The 23135-nt window shown below is 30.0% G+C and carries 26 protein-coding genes and 5 pseudogenes; 3 read left to right on the top strand and 28 right to left on the bottom strand.

Features of this window, described 5'->3' with window-relative positions; all coding sequences use genetic code 11:
* Positions 1-9: 9 nt before the first annotated feature.
* From HMPREF3045_RS00145 to HMPREF3045_RS00075, 16 genes and pseudogenes are all read right to left on the bottom strand, one after another.
* On the bottom strand, positions 10-243 hold the full coding sequence (locus tag HMPREF3045_RS00145; protein ID WP_070736665.1) for a helix-turn-helix domain-containing protein: 234 nt from the start codon (positions 241-243) through the stop codon (positions 10-12).
* A gap of 529 nt (positions 244-772) precedes the next feature.
* On the bottom strand, positions 773-1009 hold the full coding sequence (locus HMPREF3045_RS00140) for a hypothetical protein (RefSeq protein ID WP_070736664.1): 237 nt from the start codon (positions 1007-1009) through the stop codon (positions 773-775).
* Between the two features lie 894 nt (positions 1010-1903).
* A pseudogene (locus tag HMPREF3045_RS00135) lies at positions 1904-2203 on the bottom strand (terminase); the annotation flags it as partial.
* An 89-nt stretch (positions 2204-2292) separates the two neighbouring features.
* Entirely contained in the window at positions 2293-2499 is a 207-nt protein-coding gene (locus tag HMPREF3045_RS00130) for a helix-turn-helix transcriptional regulator (protein ID WP_004816384.1), read from the bottom strand.
* A gap of 9 nt (positions 2500-2508) precedes the next feature.
* The gene (locus tag HMPREF3045_RS00125; RefSeq protein WP_070736663.1) at positions 2509-2826 is read right to left on the bottom strand and encodes a DUF6442 family protein; all 318 of its coding nucleotides are present in this window, start codon (positions 2824-2826) and stop codon (positions 2509-2511) included.
* Positions 2827-3169: 343 nt separating this feature from the next.
* Positions 3170-3319 carry a hypothetical protein gene (locus HMPREF3045_RS09480; RefSeq protein WP_180362990.1) on the bottom strand — a complete coding sequence of 50 codons (150 nt, stop codon included), beginning with the start codon at positions 3317-3319 and terminating at the stop codon, positions 3170-3172.
* Between the two features lie 576 nt (positions 3320-3895).
* Positions 3896-4027 carry a hypothetical protein gene (locus HMPREF3045_RS09395; protein WP_257244366.1) on the bottom strand — a complete coding sequence of 44 codons (132 nt, stop codon included), beginning with the start codon at positions 4025-4027 and terminating at the stop codon, positions 3896-3898.
* A 370-nt stretch (positions 4028-4397) separates the two neighbouring features.
* Positions 4398-5156: a hypothetical protein gene (locus HMPREF3045_RS00115; protein ID WP_070736662.1), complete on the bottom strand. Its 759-nt coding sequence runs from the start codon at positions 5154-5156 to the stop codon at positions 4398-4400.
* Between the two features lie 320 nt (positions 5157-5476).
* The gene (locus HMPREF3045_RS00110) at positions 5477-6328 is read right to left on the bottom strand and encodes a GIY-YIG nuclease family protein (protein ID WP_070736661.1); all 852 of its coding nucleotides are present in this window, start codon (positions 6326-6328) and stop codon (positions 5477-5479) included.
* Positions 6329-6347: 19 nt separating this feature from the next.
* Positions 6348-6545: a hypothetical protein gene (locus HMPREF3045_RS00105; protein ID WP_070736746.1), complete on the bottom strand. Its 198-nt coding sequence runs from the start codon at positions 6543-6545 to the stop codon at positions 6348-6350.
* Complete coding sequence (locus tag HMPREF3045_RS00100) at positions 6535-7662, bottom strand: hypothetical protein (RefSeq protein WP_218970135.1); 1128 nt, start codon at positions 7660-7662, stop codon at positions 6535-6537. The genes HMPREF3045_RS00105 and HMPREF3045_RS00100 overlap by 11 nt, the downstream gene beginning before the upstream one ends.
* Before the next feature lie 10 nt (positions 7663-7672).
* On the bottom strand, positions 7673-7897 hold the full coding sequence (locus HMPREF3045_RS00095) for a helix-turn-helix domain-containing protein (protein ID WP_070736659.1): 225 nt from the start codon (positions 7895-7897) through the stop codon (positions 7673-7675).
* 156 nt (positions 7898-8053) lie between these two features.
* Positions 8054-8272: a resolvase gene (locus HMPREF3045_RS00090; protein WP_180362988.1), complete on the bottom strand. Its 219-nt coding sequence runs from the start codon at positions 8270-8272 to the stop codon at positions 8054-8056.
* Between the two features lie 61 nt (positions 8273-8333).
* Positions 8334-9089, bottom strand: coding sequence for a hypothetical protein (locus HMPREF3045_RS00085; protein ID WP_070736657.1), 756 nt, complete (start codon positions 9087-9089; stop codon positions 8334-8336).
* A 251-nt stretch (positions 9090-9340) separates the two neighbouring features.
* Positions 9341-11014 (bottom strand): recombinase family protein, encoded by a 1674-nt coding sequence (locus HMPREF3045_RS00080; RefSeq protein WP_070736656.1) that lies wholly within the window; start codon positions 11012-11014, stop codon positions 9341-9343.
* A gap of 87 nt (positions 11015-11101) precedes the next feature.
* Positions 11102-11275: a hypothetical protein gene (locus tag HMPREF3045_RS00075; protein ID WP_000282420.1), complete on the bottom strand. Its 174-nt coding sequence runs from the start codon at positions 11273-11275 to the stop codon at positions 11102-11104.
* A gap of 140 nt (positions 11276-11415) precedes the next feature.
* On the opposite strand from HMPREF3045_RS00075, the gene HMPREF3045_RS00070 reads away from it, so the two are divergent.
* Positions 11416-12012 (top strand): hypothetical protein, encoded by a 597-nt coding sequence (locus tag HMPREF3045_RS00070; RefSeq protein WP_000711069.1) that lies wholly within the window; start codon positions 11416-11418, stop codon positions 12010-12012.
* A 68-nt stretch (positions 12013-12080) separates the two neighbouring features.
* Here HMPREF3045_RS00070 and HMPREF3045_RS00065 read toward each other — a convergent pair whose 3' ends face one another.
* A complete protein-coding gene (locus tag HMPREF3045_RS00065; RefSeq protein ID WP_070736655.1) occupies positions 12081-12437 on the bottom strand; it encodes a hypothetical protein in 357 nt (118 codons plus the stop codon).
* 222 nt (positions 12438-12659) lie between these two features.
* The gene (locus HMPREF3045_RS00060; RefSeq protein WP_000687657.1) at positions 12660-13814 is read right to left on the bottom strand and encodes a hypothetical protein; all 1155 of its coding nucleotides are present in this window, start codon (positions 13812-13814) and stop codon (positions 12660-12662) included.
* A gap of 595 nt (positions 13815-14409) precedes the next feature.
* Here HMPREF3045_RS00060 and HMPREF3045_RS00055 point away from each other — a divergent pair.
* Positions 14410-15390 (top strand): site-specific integrase, encoded by a 981-nt coding sequence (locus tag HMPREF3045_RS00055; RefSeq protein WP_000009490.1) that lies wholly within the window; start codon positions 14410-14412, stop codon positions 15388-15390.
* A 162-nt stretch (positions 15391-15552) separates the two neighbouring features.
* A pseudogene (locus HMPREF3045_RS09390) lies at positions 15553-15789 on the top strand (hypothetical protein); the annotation flags it as partial.
* Positions 15790-15862: 73 nt separating this feature from the next.
* Here HMPREF3045_RS09390 and HMPREF3045_RS00050 read toward each other — a convergent pair.
* The 10 genes and pseudogenes from HMPREF3045_RS00050 to HMPREF3045_RS00005 all read right to left on the bottom strand — a co-directional run.
* The gene (locus HMPREF3045_RS00050; protein WP_000359188.1) at positions 15863-16192 is read right to left on the bottom strand and encodes a hypothetical protein; all 330 of its coding nucleotides are present in this window, start codon (positions 16190-16192) and stop codon (positions 15863-15865) included.
* A 649-nt stretch (positions 16193-16841) separates the two neighbouring features.
* Positions 16842-17225 carry a hypothetical protein gene (locus HMPREF3045_RS00040; protein ID WP_001027813.1) on the bottom strand — a complete coding sequence of 128 codons (384 nt, stop codon included), beginning with the start codon at positions 17223-17225 and terminating at the stop codon, positions 16842-16844.
* 15 nt (positions 17226-17240) lie between these two features.
* Positions 17241-17930, bottom strand: a complete 690-nt coding sequence (locus tag HMPREF3045_RS00035; protein ID WP_000039974.1) for a hypothetical protein — start codon at positions 17928-17930, stop codon at positions 17241-17243.
* 584 nt (positions 17931-18514) lie between these two features.
* Positions 18515-18904 (bottom strand): annotated as a pseudogene (tnpA, locus tag HMPREF3045_RS00030) (IS200/IS605 family transposase); the annotation flags it as partial.
* A 194-nt stretch (positions 18905-19098) separates the two neighbouring features.
* Positions 19099-19830: a 23S rRNA (adenine(2058)-N(6))-methyltransferase Erm(A) gene (gene erm(A), locus HMPREF3045_RS00025; protein ID WP_000810833.1), complete on the bottom strand. Its 732-nt coding sequence runs from the start codon at positions 19828-19830 to the stop codon at positions 19099-19101.
* Positions 19831-19887: 57 nt separating this feature from the next.
* Complete coding sequence (locus HMPREF3045_RS09500; RefSeq protein WP_373880581.1) at positions 19888-19947, bottom strand: erythromycin resistance leader peptide; 60 nt, start codon at positions 19945-19947, stop codon at positions 19888-19890.
* 470 nt (positions 19948-20417) lie between these two features.
* Positions 20418-20897 (bottom strand): Csac_0668 family 2Fe-2S cluster-binding (seleno)protein, encoded by a 480-nt coding sequence (locus tag HMPREF3045_RS00020; RefSeq protein WP_000700631.1) that lies wholly within the window; start codon positions 20895-20897, stop codon positions 20418-20420.
* Positions 20898-21295: 398 nt separating this feature from the next.
* Positions 21296-22245, bottom strand: a pseudogene (locus tag HMPREF3045_RS09385) (IS3 family transposase); the annotation flags it as partial.
* A gap of 357 nt (positions 22246-22602) precedes the next feature.
* A complete protein-coding gene (locus HMPREF3045_RS00010) occupies positions 22603-22893 on the bottom strand; it encodes a hypothetical protein (protein WP_002846220.1) in 291 nt (96 codons plus the stop codon).
* Positions 22841-23135: pseudogene (locus HMPREF3045_RS00005) on the bottom strand (recombinase family protein); the annotation flags it as partial. The pseudogene HMPREF3045_RS00005 and the gene HMPREF3045_RS00010, both read right to left, overlap by 53 nt.

Raw genomic sequence — 23135 nt, 5'->3', positions numbered from 1 at the left:
GACATCCATTTATTTGGACTCTTTTGATTCATCTGTTGTATCATCTGGAACAACTTCGACAATATCTCCTATATCACATTTTAAATACTCGCATATTTTAAGGAGCAAATCCGTTGTTATATTAGCTCCTTTACCTAGTTTTGCCAACGAAGCCGAACTAATACCTGCATTCTTTGCCAACTCAGTTTTCTTCATGTCTTCTTCTACAAGTTTTACCCATAATTTTTTATATGATAGTTTCATTCCATCTCCTTCGGGAGGTATTTCCTCCAAATTGAATTAAATACTTAAACGTGCCTATACTTTTAATCACTATAATATGTAATCACTCTGCTCTGAACCTTTATGAATGACAAATTATTAATATAATCCATTCTTCAATGTATCCTCTTTAATTCGATCCTCTTTACGATAACTTGTCAAAAATAAAAACTTATTCTTATCAAAGCTAAATAAATAATAAACATACCTTAGCGTCAAAGTTTTACCCGTATTAGACATACCTTAAATAGCCTTAAATTTATATAAAACTCAATAGTTTCCCAATCAATGATAAGTTTTCCATCTTCAAAGTATATTCTATTTCAGCAAGGTTATTTAGACTAGGATTCGTCTCATAAATATTAATCTGAATATCGACATCATATATACCTTTGGATAAGCGACGAAAAATCTGATTAATAATATCTTGCATGGTCATCTCTATTTCAACTGTAATATATCTTCAAGCTAGAAAGCTTTGTAAATGATCTTTATCTAAATTATAAATATCCTATATTTCTTCAGCAAAATCAGCCTCATCGTACCTACTACAAATCAATCCATCCCTGTTCTTTAAAATATACTTTTTGCCTTTAAAAATTTGGTATTGCATATTTAAGAACAATTTAGTTACTTGATTGAACTTATCACTCACAGACATTTTTTCTTCTCCGTCAGTCATCAGGTCATGTAATGTATCTCCAACAAGCTGCAAAACAAAAATCCCACCGCGTTCTGACAGTGACATATAAGTCTTTAATTTTCCAGCTATCTAATGAAAATACACTATCCACCCCCTTTAACCTTTTTGGTCAAACCACAGTTACGCACGGTCAAACTTAAAAATATCCGATTTTCCATAATTGAATCATACTTAAAAGAGTTAAAATAGATTTTTTAAAGTATAACACACTTTTTCGCGTTTTTCAATATTTTACAAGTTAACGCTTATAAATTATTTACGAATGCAAAATATTTTTTTATTACTGATTCAATGAAGAATATAGCATTCACTTGGCAAGATATTAAACTGTTTAGATCAGATATTAATACTAGCTACCACATCGTTTGGAACTGAATCAGCAGTCTAGAATCCTACAGCCCTAAATACAATGCTAGAATTATCAATGAGCTTGACCTGAAATTAATTATACTTATATCTTTGAGTGAACTTCTTAGTGATAAATCAAAATATCAAAAACAGTTACAGCAAAACATTTCATTAGTCATCAAAATTTCTGCTACTATATTCACTGATGATATTTATAAGAAGCTTATTTGATTTCAGCATGAGCTTGTTAAAAGAGCCACAATAAATAAGCCTATGATGATATTGCAAACCAGATTTTTGCACTCAGATAAAAACTCCAGCATATATAAATAGATACGGAACAGTGTTACTAACAACTGCAATATATCACAGAATTGCAGGATTTAATCAAAGAACAGTCTTCCGATCTTACCGTATTTGATGAAGCAATTGTAAAGCGCTGTCTTAAACAAACCGTAATATGGTCAACTAATTGCACTGTTGAATCAAAATCCGGACTCAAGGTCGATGTTGAAAGATAACCCTATACGCACGAACCCCTCCCAGCCATGATGACGCGGAGGGTTGTTTTTGTAATTAGAACGCAATGTTATCCTCACAGTTTCTCTGTTTTAACCAAGACCAAGTCTCTTTATATATTTCATCAGCACCAAGTGGTATTCCATTCTTTTGCTTTGCTGGTAGATAGTCACTTGGTGTAGGCATATCTGTTCCATCAAGAACTGCGCCATCTGGTAAGTCAACTGCATCTATTTCTTCTGGAGTGAATGTTGGAATATCATTCATTAGTATTTCTACTTTTTTACCTTTCTCTATTTTTTCAGCAGCAGGCTGTGGTTTCCCTCCTGCTTTTACTCTTCTTCCACCTCTGTATGTTCCGTCTTTAGCGATAGTATCACCTCCTAATACTTAAATATAAAATCTCCCTTCAATAAACAATATTGTTTACTGTAGGGAGATTTTAGTTTAACTATGTTTGTCTAAAAATAGAAAAGATCCTCAAATTTCTTTTCTAAAGCAATGCAAAGTATCAAAGCTAATTTAGCAGTGGGGTTAAATTGACCAGTTTCAATTGAGCTGATTGTATTTCTTGAAACACCCACCTCATCAGCTAACTGTTGTTGTGAATAGCCTTTTTCTTTTCTGACTTCTTTTAAATGATTTTTAAGAACTAGTTTATCATCCATAATCCATCACTACTTCAATGTTATAAGGTTAGCTACAAATAAGGCAATTCCTATAATCGCCATAAGTATCCCCATTAACAATTGCTTTCTTTCTTTTAATTTTGCATACTTTACAAGTTCTTTCGTTGCTTCAATACTAAAATAAATACTTAGTATTCCATAATTAAAGGAATTGAAGAAAAAAGCTTCAATTCCAAATAGGATGGCAGCAACAGCTAATCCGATTTGGCTGGAAACTTCACCTGCTTTTTTAAAAATATCAACCATCATCTCATCGTGATATTTATACTCCTCACGACTTCTTGCTAAAACTTCATCTCTCTTCATATTTATTCTCCTTTATTCTTTTGCCAAGTTTACTTGGTATTTATATTATATCATGCCAAGTTTTATTGTCAATAGGTTAGAACAAATATTTCAGCTTTTAAAAGATTTTCATTAATACCCCCTTTGAACTCGAGTTTTTGTGTGCGCTTGCCCAAATGGCACCTACTAAAATACTAATTCTTGAATGGCAGGATTTACAAAGTGATATTAAGTTTGACTTATCACGATTTCATAAACGTCTTAAAGGTAAAATATGATGAACCTCTTGTGCTTTAGTAAAGCCTCCATCCTTTAAGCACTGTTCACATAAAGGGTTATCGTTTATATATCAATTTCTAATCTTTCACCACTTAGACCCATATCTTTTCTTTGTCAAAGGATCTCTTTTATATTTTTCATAGTATCTATTAACATCTCTTTTATGTTTTTTACAATAACTACCATCTTCTATTAATTCAGGGCATCCTTGATATGGACATGGTTTTCTTGGCATATTCTTCTCCATAAAAAAAGTCTTAAGGATGAAAAATCCCCAAGACTTAAATAATTATTATTTTCTACTCTAATACTACTACACTTAGCTACTATTATTCTATCAACTTTACTATATATTTTAGTATATCGTTAATCATTATACAGGTTCTTATCAATTATTTCTTCAATTGACAAATTTTCTATTCTTACTGAATTTAGTAAATCATTATATGAGCTAAAGATATATCCTTCTTCTGAATAGCTTAGAGAATACATTTTGTCCAAGTAATAAAATTCGAATTCATGGTTAATTGATATATATCTCCTAAAAAAGATTGTAAATTATAATCATACACAATAACAACCTATTCATTAATATTGATTTTAGGGAAATCAAATGATATTACATCTATGACATAATCAGCCCCCACTACTATAAAATGTATTAATTCTGTATCATCCTCATTAATTTTTTTATAAACTCAATAAACTGAGAATCTTTTGTATAATATATTGGATTATAATCAGAAAAATCTTCTATCCAAAAATCTGGTCTATATGACTCATCCGTCTCACAGTATGATAGAATTTTGTCCTATTTTAGTTGAATATTATTTTCATTACCCGCATCTTCTAAATTAATCACAAATCCATTATCTTTATAACCTGAATCTTTAATGTAAAAAACTTGCTTTATTTCTAAATCTATTTCATATTTAATAATCATATCATCTATACCTAATCTTAATTGGTCTTTTATACTGAATTTCTAAAGTTGGTCTACCATCTGTACTATTTGATCTCACATTAATCTTTGTGCCATCCGGTAATTGCCCAACTTTGGTACCATTTGATTTTTTTCAACCTTTCCTTCTAAAAATATTTCTTTAGTCTCAGCTCCTAAACCATTATAAATATCTTTTAAAAGTTTTTCCTCTTCATTTTTTCTTGCACCTTCTAAATATAAGTTATATACTTCAACATTTTCAGCAAAACTATGCTAGTATTCGTGATAACAATAGCAAAAACTAATATAAATGCAACAGTTTTATTATAGTCATAACCATTTTTATTACAGCAACTTAGTCAAATAATTATTATTTCTTAGTCTCACCTTCATTTATTAATCCTAGGCCATTAAAGTAGTTATATAGTTCATTATTATATTTTTTTACTATTTGGCTAGCCCTATTTTCCCAAAACTCATATATTCTTTCTATTTCATCAAGACAAGCTTTCTTGTCTTTTTCTTTATATATTTTTAATGGGTTATCAATCATTTTATATTCTGACAGACCATGAGTATCTAAAAAAGATTCCCACGTAAAATTTTTAAAATATTCTTGTGATTCTATAAACCTTAACTTCACTTCTCTTAAATAATAATTTTTTACTTCTTCCAAATAGTAGTCTAAGGAATCGTACCAGCTAAGCTTTGCACTTTTTCTTCCATGACACATAGGTATAATCCAAAAATTAGCTAAACAATGGTATTTTGAATGATAATCAATTAATTCTTCGGGCCACATTTCTTTTGGACTTCTACAGTATTTACATCTATCACCCAAGATCACATTCGCCAAAGAATTAAATGAATGCATAGTGTCTCCCATATAATTCTCATTTATATATTTTCCGTTTTCTTTTAGAATTTTTCCATTATTTTCCTTTAAAATATTCTTATATACTATTTTATAGAAACCCACACTAAAATCTGACATGTCTTCATCTAAACCACTATTATATAACTGTGGACTATATATAATATTATCTTGCATACAAATTTTTTTAACATTATTATCACATATGATAGGGGTAAGTAATACTTCATAAACTTTCTTTTCTATTTCTGTCATTTTATTTTACCTTTCTTCCACCATCCATACCGTTGAAACGACCCTTTTAGAATATTAATAGTTACGTTACAAGTCGGTTATTTAGGAAATATTTTTGAACGCTGATTTCAAGCCTTTTAAAGCTACTTTACTAGAATTCTCTTGTCATCAATACTAGAGTCTCGACATAGCTCGGTTGTTCAACCAAAAACATACTCAACCCCTATTGTACAAGGAAATGGTAGAACACCTATTTTCGCCTTAAAATGGGTATGTTGAACCGACACAAGTGTTGAGTTACTCCATTCATCAAACAGGGCAATATCTTCAAAACATTTTTATCAGTTGTCATTATAACCATTCTTAATCGTATCAAAGCAACGTTTCCAATATTGCTCTCTTTCAATAATCTTCACAGTATCATATGACAAACCAAAATACTCTAACAATGTATATGTAAAATACTTCTCAAAATACTCTGCACCCTTCTGTTCATAGAGTGCGATAAGTTTTTTATTTCCGCCATGCTTGGAATCTAGATAATTACCCCATCTTTGGGCAACTCCTTCTTCGCCTGTTGCAGAACCAATATATAACTTTCCTGTGTGAGTATCAGTTAAACAATAAACTCCTGTTATCTTTTTTAAGGCTTCATAATAAGTTGGGAGAATCCGACCATTGAAAATGTCAGATAATCTATGATATGGCAGATGCACACGGTCATATCCTTCAAACTTCTCGCCACTATAAACACATGGAAGAACCTCTCGGACAATTGCTTGATCAAGATATTTGCTCAAATTAAATACATATCTTGAAAAGGTGTTACCTTTCTTGCATTTGATGATGAGCCTTCCGAATAATGGAATAAATCTATCAAGCACTTGAACATCAGCCCAATCATTGGCTGGAGTATCTATTATCTGTGCAGCCGAAATAAGCAACCATTCATCTTCTGGCATTCTTGCGAAACTAAAAACCCATTGTCCAGGATAAAAGTTCCTCTGCTTTCCATACCAACCCCAATATGAACAGTCCTTGCAAGTACCGTTTGCTTTATCTCTTTCAGAATGTTTTAACCATCTATCAAGAAATGGTTGTCCTCCACTTCCGGCTTGCATATTAAATTCTATTTTACTATTGTTAATCTCTTCTTTTGACAAATAAAGAATATCGTTTAATAACAAGTCCATGTAGACACCACCATTGATATTATTTCTTTATCACTTTTATAAGTGCCTTTGCTACCTTGGGACCATACTTTTTTAAGCCTATCCCAATACCAGCAATAGCACCCATTCCAATTATATTATTACCTTGTTTTTGATGTTTTGGACATAATCCCGTTTTATTTTTTGGATCTGTAATGATTCTTCCACACACCATACAAGTTTTTTCTTTATTGCCCATAATCATCATTCTCCACTGTCATAACATATATTTCTTGATTTTGTGTTTCATCCATACCAATGGATAATGCACTCATACTTCTTTCAAGAGCCGGTTGCATTTCTTTCGAAAAATAATGCCAACAATTCAAATTATCCTTAGTATATGGGAAGTAATCATGCATCAAATTCACAGCCGTTATCCCTTTACGTGTCACTGGCTTTGTCAAAAAATCATAAACAACGTGTTGGTAGGCTTGTAGTACTTCCTTTGCTACATTTAAATCCCCCAAATATTCCAAAAGTTGCATTCTAACTCCTACATACTTTGTTGCTATTTGAAAATCACTAGTAAGAAAATTCATATAGGTATTCAACTGATTTCCAAACTGTAGAAATGGTGTATTGGTTCTTTTAGCAAATGAACGTGTTGTTGTTTCAATATCAGCATAAACAGCATTTAATGCCGTCCTAATCTTATCGTCTGCGGCTTTCAATGCTGCTATTTTTTCTTTTTCCGTTTGTTTATACTCTGCCTCCAAAACAAGTGATCTAGCATCTAAAAAAGGAACAATTATATCTCGGTCTCTATCCTTTTCAAGCTGATAGGTTTGAAACTCTTGAATATCAGCTAACTTCGCATATATTTGACGCATTTGCATTTGGTTTCCAATGCTACGCACAGTTTCAACGTTTCCTGGATTACTTATTACTCTTTTCAATGTAATATCCTTTACACGCACTCCTTCTTCATCAAGTATAACTGCACGAAGATTACCATCAACCTGTTTTGATTCACCAACAGTGTAAATACCCTTTTTTAGCTTATCTTTTATACCTACAGGAAGACCATCGAAATCAGGCAATAAAGTTATATTTCCCTTTAATACTACACTCGCTTGATGTATTGCATCGTTTATTATTCCTATACTGGCAACAGGAATATCTTGAATGACTTCAAGGTTAGATTGGTCTTTTATTGATAATGCCATTTGTTGAACATAACCATCAAAGAAATCACTCATCAATGTTATATCACGACCATATTTATCAGCATCTGTTTTAAATATAACGATAGGTCTTTTTTCAGCTTCAACAATTTTTACTTCTTCAATTGTTTTATTAGTATCTGAATCCACTATAATCACCTCATTCATTACTCGTTTTTATCTGTTCTCCATTCGGAAAGACAAATGACTGTTCAAAAGTAACCTCCGTCACATCAGCTATCTGTTTCAACTCCTCAAGAGTAACTGTATCTCGTTTCAGTTTCTTACCAAAGTTCTGTGGAGTCTGACCTATCCTCCTTGCAAGTTCCGAAACGCTTATATTCTTTTTATTACATAATTCTTTAATCATATCGGATGTTTTCATCTTAATCCTCCATGTCTAAAACGCACCTCACTTACTACATCATAATCCATTTGGTTTATAAATTCAATCCCGGCACGGTTTTGCTCTGTAAATTTTCTATGAACGTGAAAACACCCTGCATTGCTGCAAGGTGTTGATGTAATAGTTCCAATTCAATTATCTCTTGAGTTCAATAGTCATGCCGGATCTAAATTCGAAAATTAGTTTATCATCATAAACTGTGATTTTTTCAATAAGCCTTCTGACTAGTTGCTCATCATATTCTGTGATTCTGCTAGTTTGCGTTTGAAGAAAATGTCGCATTTCATTTATTCGTTTTCTGAGCATTTCCTGTTCAGCATCCTTTGTTACAACTGCTGCTTTCTTTTCTCTCAATATCAACACTATAGTCTCCATGTTAATTTTTAAGTCTATTTTTAAACTTCTTAAATTAATCTTATTTTTTTATAATAGCCACTTGTTTTTTTCCATATACTTTTGAAGTAAATTTATTATATACGCCTGATGATTTCCATTTTCCAGCAATAGCTATAATCTTATCTCTATTGTTATATATTTCAGATCGAATTTTTTTATAATTTTCTTCATCTGAAAATGATAATATAAACGTATATTTTTTACTATTAATAGGAGACACTAAATAAACTTCTTTCTTATTATCATTATATGATTTTACGTCTACAGTCGCTTCAATTATCTTATTGCCAAAACACCCTTTTGGATACATATATTCGCTCCTGTCATCTAATATCATTGAACCAATTGCTTTACCTGCATATGTATTTCTAACAGGGAAACTTTTACACAATGAATACATTTGTCTTAATGTTCTTGGTGGATGAGCACTAGGTTCACCAGTACCATGTGCATAAGGAATGCTTTTTTGTGATGATGGTTTTGTGTTGCATAAAAGATTATTTATTGCATCTTCATAATCGAACTTTGATTCATCAAATTTACTATTGTCAAATTCTGCAACACTATTCCCATATGGACAGTTTTCAATATGCTTAGAATCAGACTTTGTTGCTCTAAAATAAGCATTTTTACTTCCATCAATTGCACAAATATATAATTTTGCATTACATACAGGATTAGGACAATAAAATTCCTTATTTCTATCTTCTTCTATTGCCTGATTTGCAAAAATAATATTTTTTCTCTCTTTATCTCTATATGCATATTTTGTCATATAATTACCTCCTAGCTTATAAAAATATATTTTATGACAATAGTTCTATTGTCTCTATACACAAAAAAGCCTATTTGACAATAGTCCTATAGTCTTGTAATGAACAAAAAGTAGTTCTATAGCCACAACTAACTATTTCCAGTAGTAAATACTATTTTCAAATGCTATAAAATCACATTGTAAACAAGTCATCCAATCCAATGCATTTTTTGCTAAACTCATTGATTTCAACACTTTTATGGCCTATTATCTTAATTTCTTGTCATCAATACTACAGCCTCGACATTATCTTTATTGTCCAAACCAAAGTCAATCTCATTATCTATAAGCGGAAGCTTGAAAACAACCGATTTTATCCAAGTGTCCTTTTCTGTTTTTTCGTCATAAATTTGAATTTCTTCTATCATTTCGTTAAGTAATCTCTTCTTGTCGATATCTGAAAGAACTGTATAAAGGCTATTAAAATTTACAAGAATCTTATAAATATTATCCGAGGTTATTTTTTCTTCAAGAATTGCCTCTTTCCTTTTTCTGCTATCATTTAACTGCATTTCTGCATATTCTAACTGGTCATATATAGCATCAAGTCTAAGATTTAAATCGGTGTATTTTCTATCATAATGTTTATCTTCAAAATTTAAAGAATCTATTTGATTAATTAGTGATGCTTTTGTACCTGTTAATTGCCTAATCTTCGCTAAGTGCTTATTAATAACTTCATCAATTTCTTTTGTGTCTATTTGAATATTGATTTTTTCTTCAATTTTTTTGGCAAAAGTAGGATTACTAACTACTTGAGTAATTATTGTTTCAACTTCTTTTTCAATTAATTCAGCTCTAATTTGTTTATTAAAAGTACATTTATGTCCATTCATCATTTGTCTATGTTTACAACCGTAATAGTAATAATCTTTGTAATGCTCTCCTTCTTTGTTTTTATTACGTTTACGGCTTTTGTTTCCATACAAACCAGCACCACAATATGGGCATTTTATTAGATTTGATAAGATATGAACTCTCTCATCTTTTCCTCTATTTATCTTCTCATACTTTTTAGCTTGAGATTTTCTTTTTTCCTGTACTGTATTCCACAACTCATCATCAATTAAAGCTTCATGATTTCCTTGAGCTATAATATAATGATCAGATTTTTCTAATTTAATTTTACCAGTAGTTTTATCTTTAATTGTTTTTCTTCTTCCATATGCAATTTTCCCATTATATACAGGATTATCCAATATTTGTCTTATTAAACTAGCTGAAAAATATGGATTCTTGCCATTTTGTCTTATAGGTTTATTAATACCTAAAGAAACTAAATACTTAGATACTCCATTGGCTCCCATATCTGAATTAGCATATAAATCAAAAATCATCCTTACTGCTTTAGCTTCATCTTCATTAACAACTAATTCTCCATTATCTAATGAATAGCCAATTGGAGCAAAACCACCATTCCATTTTCCTTCTCTTGCCTTTTGTTTCCTTCCTTCCATAGTTTGAGAAAGTATATTTTCACGTTCCATTTCTGCTACTGCCGATAGAATTGTTATAACAAGCTTTCCAGAATCTTTAGAACTATCTAAACTATCATCAACACAAATCAGATTTACATTATGATTTTCCATGACTTGCAATGACTGCAATACATCCGCTGCATTTCTTCCAAATCTAGATAATTTAAAAACCATTACATAATCAACTTTATCTTTTTCAGCTTCTATATCATTAAGCATAGCTATGAATTCATTTCTACCTGAAATAGATGTTCCTGATTTTCCAGCATCTTTATAGGTTTCTATTATTTCTATACCATAAGCTTTTGCATACTGTTTTATTCTTTCTTCCTGAGCATCAAGTGAGTAACCGTCAATTTGCATAGATGTTGACACTCTTGTATATACATACGCCTTTTTATTTTTCATTTTTCCACCTTTAGTTTGGACATATTTTCACGTTATAGTTATACCTATATTTTACATAAATCATAATATAAAAGTCAATACAATAACCTAATCCGATGAATTAATATTATCCTCATTTTTATTTTTTTCTGAACATCTTGGCGGTACTTCCAATTTTTCAAAATCTAACTGATCTGCATACTTTTCTATTAATTCTTGTAAGAGACGTGCCAACCCATCTAATTCATAAGAACAATCTTTTACGCTATTTTTATTATACAAGGTAAATTGCCTCCTAATTTTGATTTCACCTTGTATATGTCAGAAAAAAGTATTGATTCGTGTTTTTCTCCACACAGACTTTTTTATTGAAAATCTTTTAATGCATATATTCAATAGTTAATTGAAGAAAGGAGTAAAAAATGAAAAAAGATAGGAAAATTCCACTATTAAACGAGTTTTATTGCCGCGGAAGGATTGTAGGAAAAGGAGGTTTTAAGGAAAGAAATCCATACTTAACAATCTTTATTAATGGGAAAAGAGAGCCAAATTATATGAAAGTATACTTTGAATCTATAGATATTCATGATTTTAAAATGAATCAAACTGTTTATATTACAGGTTTTGTGAAAAGCCCTGTCATTCCCTATTTATATGAAGGTAGAAAAGAACAGTATTTTCTTGGTGAAAAAATAGTCTTAGAGAACACTTTGTTATCAGAAGCCTTTGAAATAGAAAATATAGGTTTTTCTTTTAAAAACCCATTTTCACGAGTTTTTCTTAGCGGTTCTATCTTAAGCATCAAAGAGTTCAATAATTGGATTACGATTCAAGTGCGAGACTATAGAGAGCAAGTAATTACACTTCAATACTCTAAAAACATGCGTGTAAATGATGTTTCGCTCGAAATAAATGACTTTGTTTTCGTATCGGCAATACTAGTCTCTGCAAGGAAAAATTATGATGAAATTACAGTTGACTATGAGGATTTAATAGTGGATGATTTAGCTGTGAATTAAAAAATAAAAGCTTGAGGTTAGACAATCTCAAGCTTTTATTTTTACTAGATTTAATTATAATTTTTTAGTCACTCTCTTTGGATCTCATACACAAAGCTATGCCAGTTATTAAAGAATTTTTCATTAAACAAATGGGACAACTTTATGAAGTTTTTAAAGCCTATACTCTCTAAATCAAGCTCTATATCAAAACTTCCATAAACTTCTACATAGCATCTTATGGTTACTATCATATCGCTTAAAAAGTACTGAAGTGACTCACCTTCTCTTTCTAGTAAAATATCTCTGACGCCATCTACACAATAATAGTGTCCTCCAACATCTAGCCACACTTCTTCACTTAAAATAGATTTTTCTACCGACATAATATTCATGACTACACTTTTAAAAACCTTATCCAACAATTCTTCTTTTTCTAATATCATAATAATTTCCTTTCCTAATATATATAGTTACTTCTTACAGTCTTTATATGTCAGAATTAATATCCAATAACAAACTTGTCGTCATTGAAAATTCTTCCTATTATTATAAGAGATTGCTACTTATCTTTTACACTAACTAAAGAGAGTAATACTTTCTTTAAATTCTACTACTTACACCAATCGAATATCTATCCTTTTTCACAATACATATCACTTCTATCCTCATTTAATGAGGTCATGAAATTGACTTTTTATACTATAAACTAAATTTTCAACTTTCTCTTTTTTATTTTTAGAATAATAAAGATACGGCTCCTTGCATAACAGTCTTTTTATATATCCTAAAATGCGCCCTTTGTTTTTATCTTTTAAAAAAACTTCACTAACAATTTCTAACAAATCATCTGAATCAAAAAGTATTTGATAACCTAATTGCCTTTCTTGAATTAGGATATCGCTAATCATTAAGCTTCCCCACTCTTTTCCTCTTCGATCCTTTTCCCTATATTTTTTAACGGCTTTCACAAGAAGGTCTCTACACATTAATTTTTGCTTTTCATATGGCTTAAAAAGATTTTTTTCTAAATATAAGAATAATTTTTGACGAAACACTTCTTCATTTAAATTAAAAAGATTTGTTTCTTCAAAAAAATCTTTAAACTTATCTGTTTTTTTTATTGTATGCTCATATCTATAAATACTCCCATTTAGTATCTCTCCATTTTCATCAACGATGACGATTTCTTTATTTTTATGCTTCTTTTTTGTTTCTTTTAATTTATCATAAAATGTAATTTTATGTCGTTGATTTTGTGCTGTTATTGTTTTGGATTCATAGCCGTCTTTCTCTTTATGGTTTTCAATATCTATGCAAATTTTCATATACGGGATAAATCTAACCAGAGTACGTAATGGGTCTTCAAAATCTTTAGTATTACCTGTCGTTAAATAATTGTAGTTAATTTCACAATAGTTAAAAATGACATTTGATATGTCTATCTCAATTTTATAATCTTCGTATAATATATTTTTAATTTCCACAACCACATCTTTTAATTCTTCTAAAGAAAAATTTTCTATATTTTGTCCTAGAATGTCCGTTGGCGAAAAATCTATTCTTGCATATAAGCCACAATCTATGTTGCAACAATTCTCTCTTCTTATCTCCAATCGCCCAATTCCTCCCCTTTCAATTCGAATGGATTTCAGTTCTTTTCTATAATAACTAAATTTCGTTATTCCATATGAGTTCTGATATAAGCTTATTAAGTGATTAATCTCATACTCGGTAACTCTTACATTCTTAAATTTCACTCTATCAAAGCCAATGCGTTGAAATTTCTCATATCTTACTAAGATGTTTTTTTCTATTTTCATAATTCCCCCATATAAAAGAAAGTTTTTAATCTATCTCTTATATGTCAGAAAATTTAATATTTTTATTTTCTACACAGGATTTCCAATAAATAAAATCTGTTTATACGGTCCATTTATGGACGTATAAACAGATTTAGGGTATTTACCAAGGATAAGTTTTTAAACTCTTTTGTTATTAAGAACCTTTTCTGACAAATTATAAATAGAAGATTGATGGTATGGAGAAAATAAAAAAGATAAGTGATCAAAAATGAGGAAACAAAGAGAGGAAGTCGCAAAATATGAAGTAAGAAAAAAATAAAAAAGATTTATAGAGCAAAAATTTTAAGTATGTAAAAAAATGTATAGTGTAGGAATTCACTTACAAAAGCATTAAATAGCAAGCCAAGCTATCAATCTAAAAATGTGTACTTTAGAGCAAGCCAAGCTCTTTAAAAAATGTGTTTTGTCTTAGATTGGACAACTTAGAAGCTTCTACGGACTCGGTAGTATAAAAAGCTTAGTCTTAACAATTAGAGTAACAAATAAGGCTCTAGAATCGTTTTTAAGAGCTTTAATTTTAAAAAGATAGTTATATATTTGAAAGGAGCATTCTATGTCTTTTAATATCACAAACAAAGCTTTTAACAAAGAATTTGGAATAATAGATGAAGAAAAGAAAAAAACTAAAAAATGGGATAAAAGAAAGCAAAAAAACATTTTAAAAAATCAGATTTATGATAGATTAACAAGAATGTTAAATGATGGTATGAGTACATCAAGAAATGACGATAAAAATGATTTATCAACTACAACAATAAATAAAATTTATAGCGTTACAACTTATAAGACATACAAAAAACAATGTTATAAATTTGCAGAATTTTTGAAAGAAAATTATCCTGAAATAAAGAAAATGCAACAAGTTAAAACAGAACACGTAAATGAATATCTGAAAAACTTAACAAATCAAGACTTATCTGCTTACTCAATTAGCACATCTAAATCAGCTATAGCAAAGGTTTTAAGAACATCATCTACAAACTTTATAGCGACAGCTCCAAGGACAAGAAAATCAATTAAAAGAAGTCGATATGAAGCTAAAAGAGATAAACACATATCAGAAGAGCTAGAAAGAAAATTTTCTAAAATAACAAGCTCTACAGGATTAAGAAAAAAAGAAATGGAAGCTGTAAGAGGGGTTGATTTAAAAGAAATCAACGGAAAATATTATGTAAAAGTTAGACAAGGAAAAGGTGGAAAAAAACGCTTAGCTTTAATCATGGGCAAAGATAAAGAAGAAACAGATGAAATAATAAATATTTTTAAAGAAGCTGGAGAGCTTAAAATAGCACCAAAATTACCTTCTCATTATGACAACCACCACTACAGAGCAGTATACGCCAAGAGAATTTATAATCATTATGCAAGACCAATAGATGAAATACCTGGTGGTTTAATTTCAGAAGGAGGAGAAAGATACATCATGAGAAATGATAGAGCTGGAGAAATATTAGATCGAAAAGCTATGTTAATAACCAGCAAATACTTAGGACATAATCGTATTGATGTAATCGCTCAATCTTATCTGTACTAAAATAAATAGATGTAGATATAAAATCTAGGTTTGGAGAAATTGATTTAAAGCTAGTTATTTTCTTATGATATACAACATCCACTGAATAAATTTTAAAAAATTGAAACTGAAATAAAGATCTTACATCATGAAGTATAAAAATGTAAAAAAACTGAATAAAACCAATTTACAGAGAAGTATTATATCGAACTTTCTATTTATAAAATAGCTACTAATGAAATTTTAGAAATCTATAAAATATTACCAAACATAAAAGAAATATTAATCAGACTCGATAAGTTGCAATAAAAAAGAATACCCTTATGCAAGAGCATTCTTTGAATAAAGAAGAATTTTCTGACCTTTTTCAGTATAGGAAAAACTATGAAAATCACTTATGGGAAGGAAGTGGAGAGATAAAATGCTATAAGCAGATAAACTTATATCTTTTTAAGATTATTTACAAAATTTTACTCTAAGCTTATTATATTACTTAAGGAGATCCTACTAGATGACCTACGAACATTGTTATAGGAAGTAATAAAATCAAAAGGATATTTAATGCCATAAACAACTTATCCTTTTCCTTTACCCCATATACTAAACCTATTAGTCCAATAATTGGCAGAAAAACATTAATGTGAAATTTATAATAATCTTTATGAATTTCATGAGCATCTATATAATTACTTGATTTGATTTTTATTTCACATCCACCATTAAATTTACAAACAACTTCATAAATACCATCACTGGAAAAATTTAATGGATATTCAACATTTTCATCATGATTTATAACTCCAATATATGCCAATTTATCCATTATTATCCACCATAAAATTTACTACTATATCTTTTAAGAGACATTTTAAAAATAAAGAAGGTTAACAAAAACAAAAATGTTCTTGATAGTAGTAGTTTTATATAATCATGTTGTAGTAAACTTAAAACTTTTATAGTCATCGGAAATGTAATATATCCACTATTAACTACTAAAAGTACCATTAATAAAATGTAATAGTTTATATAAGTAAACAAATCCTTTTTTAATAGTAATAAAATAGATAGAACTATATAACTTGCAGATAGAATTTCTAAAATTGTTAATACATTAAACTTAATACTAATTAAATACACTTCACCTGTTATAAAATAATTAATTCCTTGAAAAAAAATTTGTCCCAAAATATAAAATATTAATTCAGTCCCCAAAATAATATAAAATATCTTTCTAATATTCTTTTTCTCGTTAATTGAATATATTACCATATAGTCTTTCTGTATACATATAAACTTTTCATTTATTACATTTAATACAAAAATAGGCACCAAGAATATTAAAAATACTTGATGAGTCAAAAGACGAAATAAGGAGTTACTCTAGCACTTTTATTGTTTTTTATTACTTCCATTGCATATTCTTCTCCATCTAGTTCATCTAATTCTTTAGTTGCTACTGCCATTTTCTCAGTTTAATATAGATCCTTGCCTAGCTTATCAAAATCGCTGAAGTTATTTATAAGGCTATAGCAATGCAAGTTGAAACTTAGGCTTACTAAATCTGCCATTGTATTAGGTTCTTCTGTAAAGGTCGCAGCACAAAACTTTTCTATTTCCCTTGGACTGAACCCATCAAATCTTTTCATTAAATAGTTTAGTTCATCTATATTTACATTTTTATCAGCCAGTATATTTGAAAATCTTTCATCCCTACTGCCTTCTATATAACAGTTTGACCTTGTACTCATTTCTATTCCTAATTCATTGCATACCTCTTGTAGTTTATCTTCCTCCATTGGAATCCATATGGTTTTTCTTTTATCATCATCCCTTGATTTTTTAATAGTTATATTCAATCTTTTTCCTCCATTCTATTTATTAATTAAAAATAACTCTGTCCCGTATCTATTGATTAAGGCAGAGTTAATTATTGATTTAAATATATAGTCATCTATTAATTCCCTATCTGCTAGCTCATTGATTCTTATACACTCCTTTCCAGTTGATAGGGTCTTTGCAGTTTGGTATAAGGCATAGCCATTGGTATCTATATCCCGAAGACATATTTGTTTTAAGCCAAACTTAACATTTAAAATATGATTTTCAGAAACCTTCCATAGATTTTCATCGGCAGTAAGTAAAAATAGGATAGCAATAAATCTTGGGGATATATCATGAATATCTAGATCTTGGTTTCGAAGAAAATTATAGAATCTTTCTTTGTGGTTATGATTTAAAAAGATTTCCCCCTTGAAATTATTTGCTAGACTTTCTAATCTTTCCTTTAAATAATAATTATTTATCTTTCCAAAGCACTCTCTGACTAGATCCTTATATCTACATCTATCCACATTGATTTTGAAGTTTGAACCAATGTGTCCACACTCCTTACAATCATCATCAACATTAATCACACCAATCTTGCAATCTCCATCACCCCCTTGGCAATTAAAATAATTATTGATGATTATTCCATTTCCTCTTGGCTGGAAATTTGGAACCATAACCATCAATTGCTCTATTCCTTCCAAGGATGTACCATACATAAATAATTTTGACATTGTTCCCAATCCTTTCTTTCTATTTTTAAGCATAAAAAAATGACGAAGTTTATTGGTCTTTAGTTGACCTAAACTTCGCCACCATATTCTCGATATTTAATCTTGATTTATATACAAATAGATGTATTAGAATATCAGATATTCTAATACATCTATTTGCTACATTTCAAATTCCTTTAAATATTATTTCTTCATTAATTAGTTGCACATATACCTACTATATCAATAAATTTTGAGTTATCATTGACTATATTAGTTGCTATTATCAGAATAGTCGTCGATAACTATATTTTCGTGCAAATATGCAAATAAGTAAAATGATAGTTATGTTATATCATAATAATTGAAAATAATAGAATGCATTTTTCAATGTAATCATAACCACCCGTCAAACGGGTGGTTTGATCACGGGCTATAAGCCCGAGTGATACCAACCAGCGTCTCAAGGCGCTGGTTTTCACTTTGTTCAAACCTTATTGTTTTTGCCTCTTTAGCTAGCCCTGAAAGGGCTTCATTCATCTTCTTTTGAATGGATCTTCGTATTCTTTTACACTTAATTTATCCATTGCTATGTCGTGTTGCTATTGCTCTCTTATATACTTTGCTATTGTTTGTTCATTCAATCCTACCGTACTTACATAATATCCCTCTGCCCAAAAATGTCTATTTCCAAATTTGTATTTTAGGTTTGCATGCTTGTCAAACATCATTAGTGCACTTTTTCCTTTCAAGTATCCCATAAAACTTGACACTGATATTTTTGGGGGAATACTAACTAACATATGCACATGATCTGGCATTAAATGTCCTTCTATTATTTCTACTCCTTTGTATTTGCATAATGTCCTAAATATTTCTCCCAAACTATCTCGGTATTGATTAAATACTATTTTTCGTCTATACTTTGGTGTAAAGACAATATGATATTTACACATCCATTTTGTGTGTGATAATGAATTTGCCTTTTGTGCCATATTAATCACCTCTTATTATTTTAGGTCTGAACAACTCTATTATAATACGAAGGTGATTTTTTGGTATAACCTATTGTTGCCTACCCGCATAGCGGGTAGTTTTTTGTTTCGCACGCGTTGCGTGCTCAACTGACTAAAGTCACAATAAGATTAAGCGTTCTCTTAAAGTTAGAGAACGCTTAATTATTTTTAATTTATTGAAATAATTTGTAACTATTGAAAACAGACAAAAATTGTTCATTGGATAATTTATCAAGATCAGTAACATTCGCATGCTTCAGCACCTGTCTTAATTGATTTTTAGTAAAAAGAACATGATATTCCCTGTTTACCCATTTATAAACGAAAAATCTATACTTTTTGTAGTCCTTCTTTAAAATAAATGGTTTATGCCTTTCAAGTACAATCAATACAGAATCTACATTAGGCTTAGGGTGAAAATATGCTCGTGGCACTTTTTTAAGAATTTTTATATCCATTTCCACCATTAACAGCAAACCTAAAGCTCGTTGGGTATTTTGCAACCTTTTAGCAAATCCCCTCTCTACAATAAGGTAGCTATATTTCGCTTGACTATCAAAAGCAATCTTTTTTACAATATCAGTACTAATATTGTAGGGAATATTACCAAATATTTTATAGTCTGTATTTTTAGGAAAGCTAAACTTCAAAATATCCTCATGAATAACTTTTATATTCTGAAAAGGTTCAACTGCTTTTTTCGTGGCATGACATAAACCTTCATCAATCTCTATAGCATTCACCCGTTGACTCATTTCCACAAGTTCCTTGGTAAAATGTCCTTTTCCTGACCCAATTTCTATTATTTTATCTTGTTTATTGATATTCGTATATTTTAATATTTCCTTTACATGCTTTTTAGATGTAATGAAATTTTGCGTATTTTTCGGGTTTTTCTGTTTCATTATAACCTTCTCCTTGCCGGTTATAATGAACTAATCTTAAGAGCTCATTATAACCAATTATTTTTGGTTTAGTTGATCATGAAATCTCTCAATAACAAATATAGAAAACATACCCATACCTTTACCTCCTTTAATTTTTTTCATTATAAATGAGATAAAGTAATATCTACTACTGCAATACATGTACACATATTTAACTCCTCCTTATGCAACTGATTATATCACTTTTAATTTCTCTATTCAATAAAGTTCTGTGCTAATCTACCTCACCCTATGGATTTTTAATCCCGAAACATCAAATGTCATCTGTCAAATGCCCTATTTAAAAGGGTCAAAAAACGGTATTTTTTAGCCTGTTTTTGACCCGATTTTCGTACTCAAACCACTACATGTTGTGGTTGACTCCTATTATTCCTTGTCCAAACCACAATACGTCATCAGAATTGCTGCTTCAACGTGTGTCGAGTTGCCTTGATAGCTATCAAAACTGCATTCTCAACCCCTAAGGTTATGGGGAACATATCCACGCTCGTAGATGGAAACATATCAAAGATTGGCTCTCGTTTGTAGGAACATATCGACTGTAATTATTTCATTTTCAAGCCTTTATCGATAGCTTCCTGAATAATCTTATGACAACAAACTCCCAACGGATTGTTTTCTTTACAATTAGAATTTTTCATTGCCCCAGTGATGGCATTTACTTCTTTTACGGATTTCGCGCCATGCTTTACAACTGCTTCAATTACCTGATTTTCTGTGACTTCGCTACAATAACAAGCATACTTAGGATCTGCATCTTTCTTAAACCAGATAGGAACTCTAACTTGGTCTTTCAAGAATTTTATTTCATTATCTAAGTTATAGTAAACAACGTCGCAGTCCTCGTTCATGCAAATCTTATATTGATCTCCGTTAACAGCATTACGATAATCATCTACCACTAGATGTTCAACAGTTACTTTACTAACGGAAATCCCTTCATTATTACATACAGGACAATTGTCTTTAATTTGATCCGGCTTTTCTGTTTTGCATCCACAACAACATTCATTATTAATCTTCATATTCTTAGCCTCCATATTTTCATTATAATTTCTTTTTTAAACTAGGTAAAACCAATTTCATATACTTGTCATTTATTAATAGCGTCAAACATTTTAGCTGGTGTTAATTTACTTAGCTCCCTGTTGTCAGCCAACGCACGTGTAGCTTTTTTGTGTATAAACACATCAGCGTCATGTTACCCATTGCTCGGCATTCTTCTAATGAACCCAAATACATGGAATGGCAACCCTTTTTTAGACAATTTATAACCGAACATTATCAAGCTTGAAAGTTTCTTTAGATTATAAAATATATTCTCAGACAATCAAGGGTAAAGGCTTCGCCCAAATTTCGTTGAAATTTGCCCTTGACAGTCTGTTCATATATTTTATTTAATTTATGAAACTTCCAGAGCTTTTTATTCTGCTTTTCTATATTCTACTGGTGTTTTATATCCTAAAGATCCATGAATTCTTAGGTTATTATACCAATATACGTATTCTGCTAATTTTAGATTAAGTTCTTGGAAATTAGTAAAGTTCTCCTGATATATGAATTCTGTCTTCATTACTTTATTGACTGCTTCGCTTACTGCGTTATCATATGGGCTTCCTTTTTTATTTAGCGATCTTTTTATCCCAAATACCTTTAATATTTCTTCTATTTTTATATTTTTAAATTCTCTTCCTCTGTCTGTGTGAAATATTTTTATACGATTTAGTGGCTGCCTTATTGAGTAAAATGCTTCTGCTTCTAGATTTGCATCTTTGTTTTTACCTGATGAGTATCCTATTATTTCACGACTGTTTAAGTCTATTATTAAACATATATAATTCCATGTTTTTCCTACTCTTACATATGTTAGGTCGCTTACTATTGCTTCTAAATAGTCTCTATTGTCAAATTATCTATTTAAAAGGTTAGGGATGTCTTCTTCGTTGCATTTGGATCTTATTACTTTATATTGTGCTACTGTATAGTTTGAGACTAGGCCATTTTTTTTCATTGTTCGGCCTATTTTTCTTCTCGATATTTTATATCCAATTTTCCCTAGTTCTTTTTTTATTTTGCGTGTTCCATAGTTGTTTCTACTTCTTCTGAATATTTCTTTTATTTCTTCTATTAGTTTTTCATCTTCATCTAATTTCACATCTTTTTCTTTGTTCAAATGATAATAGACTAAACTTCTTGTGACCCCAAGTAGTCTACACATTGCACTAATGCTATATTTATCTCGGTTCGAGATAATGAGGTCTATTTTTTGCCTAACAGTAGTGCAGCTTGCTTTAAAATATCATTCTCCATTTCAACCTGTTTCAATTTTTTACGAAGTCTGATTATCTCTTTTTGTTTCGCATCCACATTATCAAAATGGTTACTCTAAGCAGAACACCAACTATTTATTTTTTGAGTTTTAAACTTTGGTAGAAGTCTTGAACTCTTTATATTTACATAACTATTTGCCTCTATCACTATTATGACACGAAACCCTGCACAATGATCTAAAATTTTCAATTCTAACAAGTCTTTTTCAGTATTTTTAACTTCATAAAAACCTCTTTGGCAATAATGCCTAATTCTTCTTTAGTTGTTAAAATTTTTTATTTTACCATCATCGTTCCCCTGATTTTCAATTAATCTTCTTAGGTTATATAAGAAGTACATATCTTTTTAATCTTAAAGTTTTTAAGTCTTAATTTTAAAATTTTCAATCTTAGATATTATTTAAATCATTCCAAAATGCTCTAAAGCATCTTCGATTGCTTTTTCTTTTTCTTCTGGGCAATTTGGCACTCTTTGATTTTCTTTCTTACTAAAATTATAATTTTCTCTCTCTATTAGACCATGTTTCCTTTTTATTTGTGCAATATATAGGCTTGAAACTTTTAGTCCGTATTTATCTAACACATACTTTTTAATTTCTCCATAAGTTGCGTCTTTTGAAAAGTCAATTTCAGATAATTCATCTTCCCCTATTTCTATATCTAAATGATGTTCTGTATTTAGTTTGGACAACAGAGCTACCGTCTCCACATGCGTTGTCTTTTGCTTGGGAACATAATTTTTTATCCTCGTCATTCTTGTAGGAACACAATTTATTAATGTCATTGTCTTTGGCATTTTTTCTTTTATCTTTAAAGTTATTAGAATCTTGACTATCTTTAACTCCTGTTTTGAAATAGAATGTTAAGTCATAAGGATGAACTGTTCCGTCTTTGTCAATTCTTCCCACCACGACTTTATCAACTATGCTTTCA

Source organism: Anaerococcus sp. HMSC075B03, assembly GCF_001815585.1.
In the GTDB taxonomy this organism is placed as follows: domain Bacteria; phylum Bacillota; class Clostridia; order Tissierellales; family Peptoniphilaceae; genus Anaerococcus; species Anaerococcus vaginalis.
This window is presented reverse-complemented; position numbering and strand designations above follow the sequence as displayed.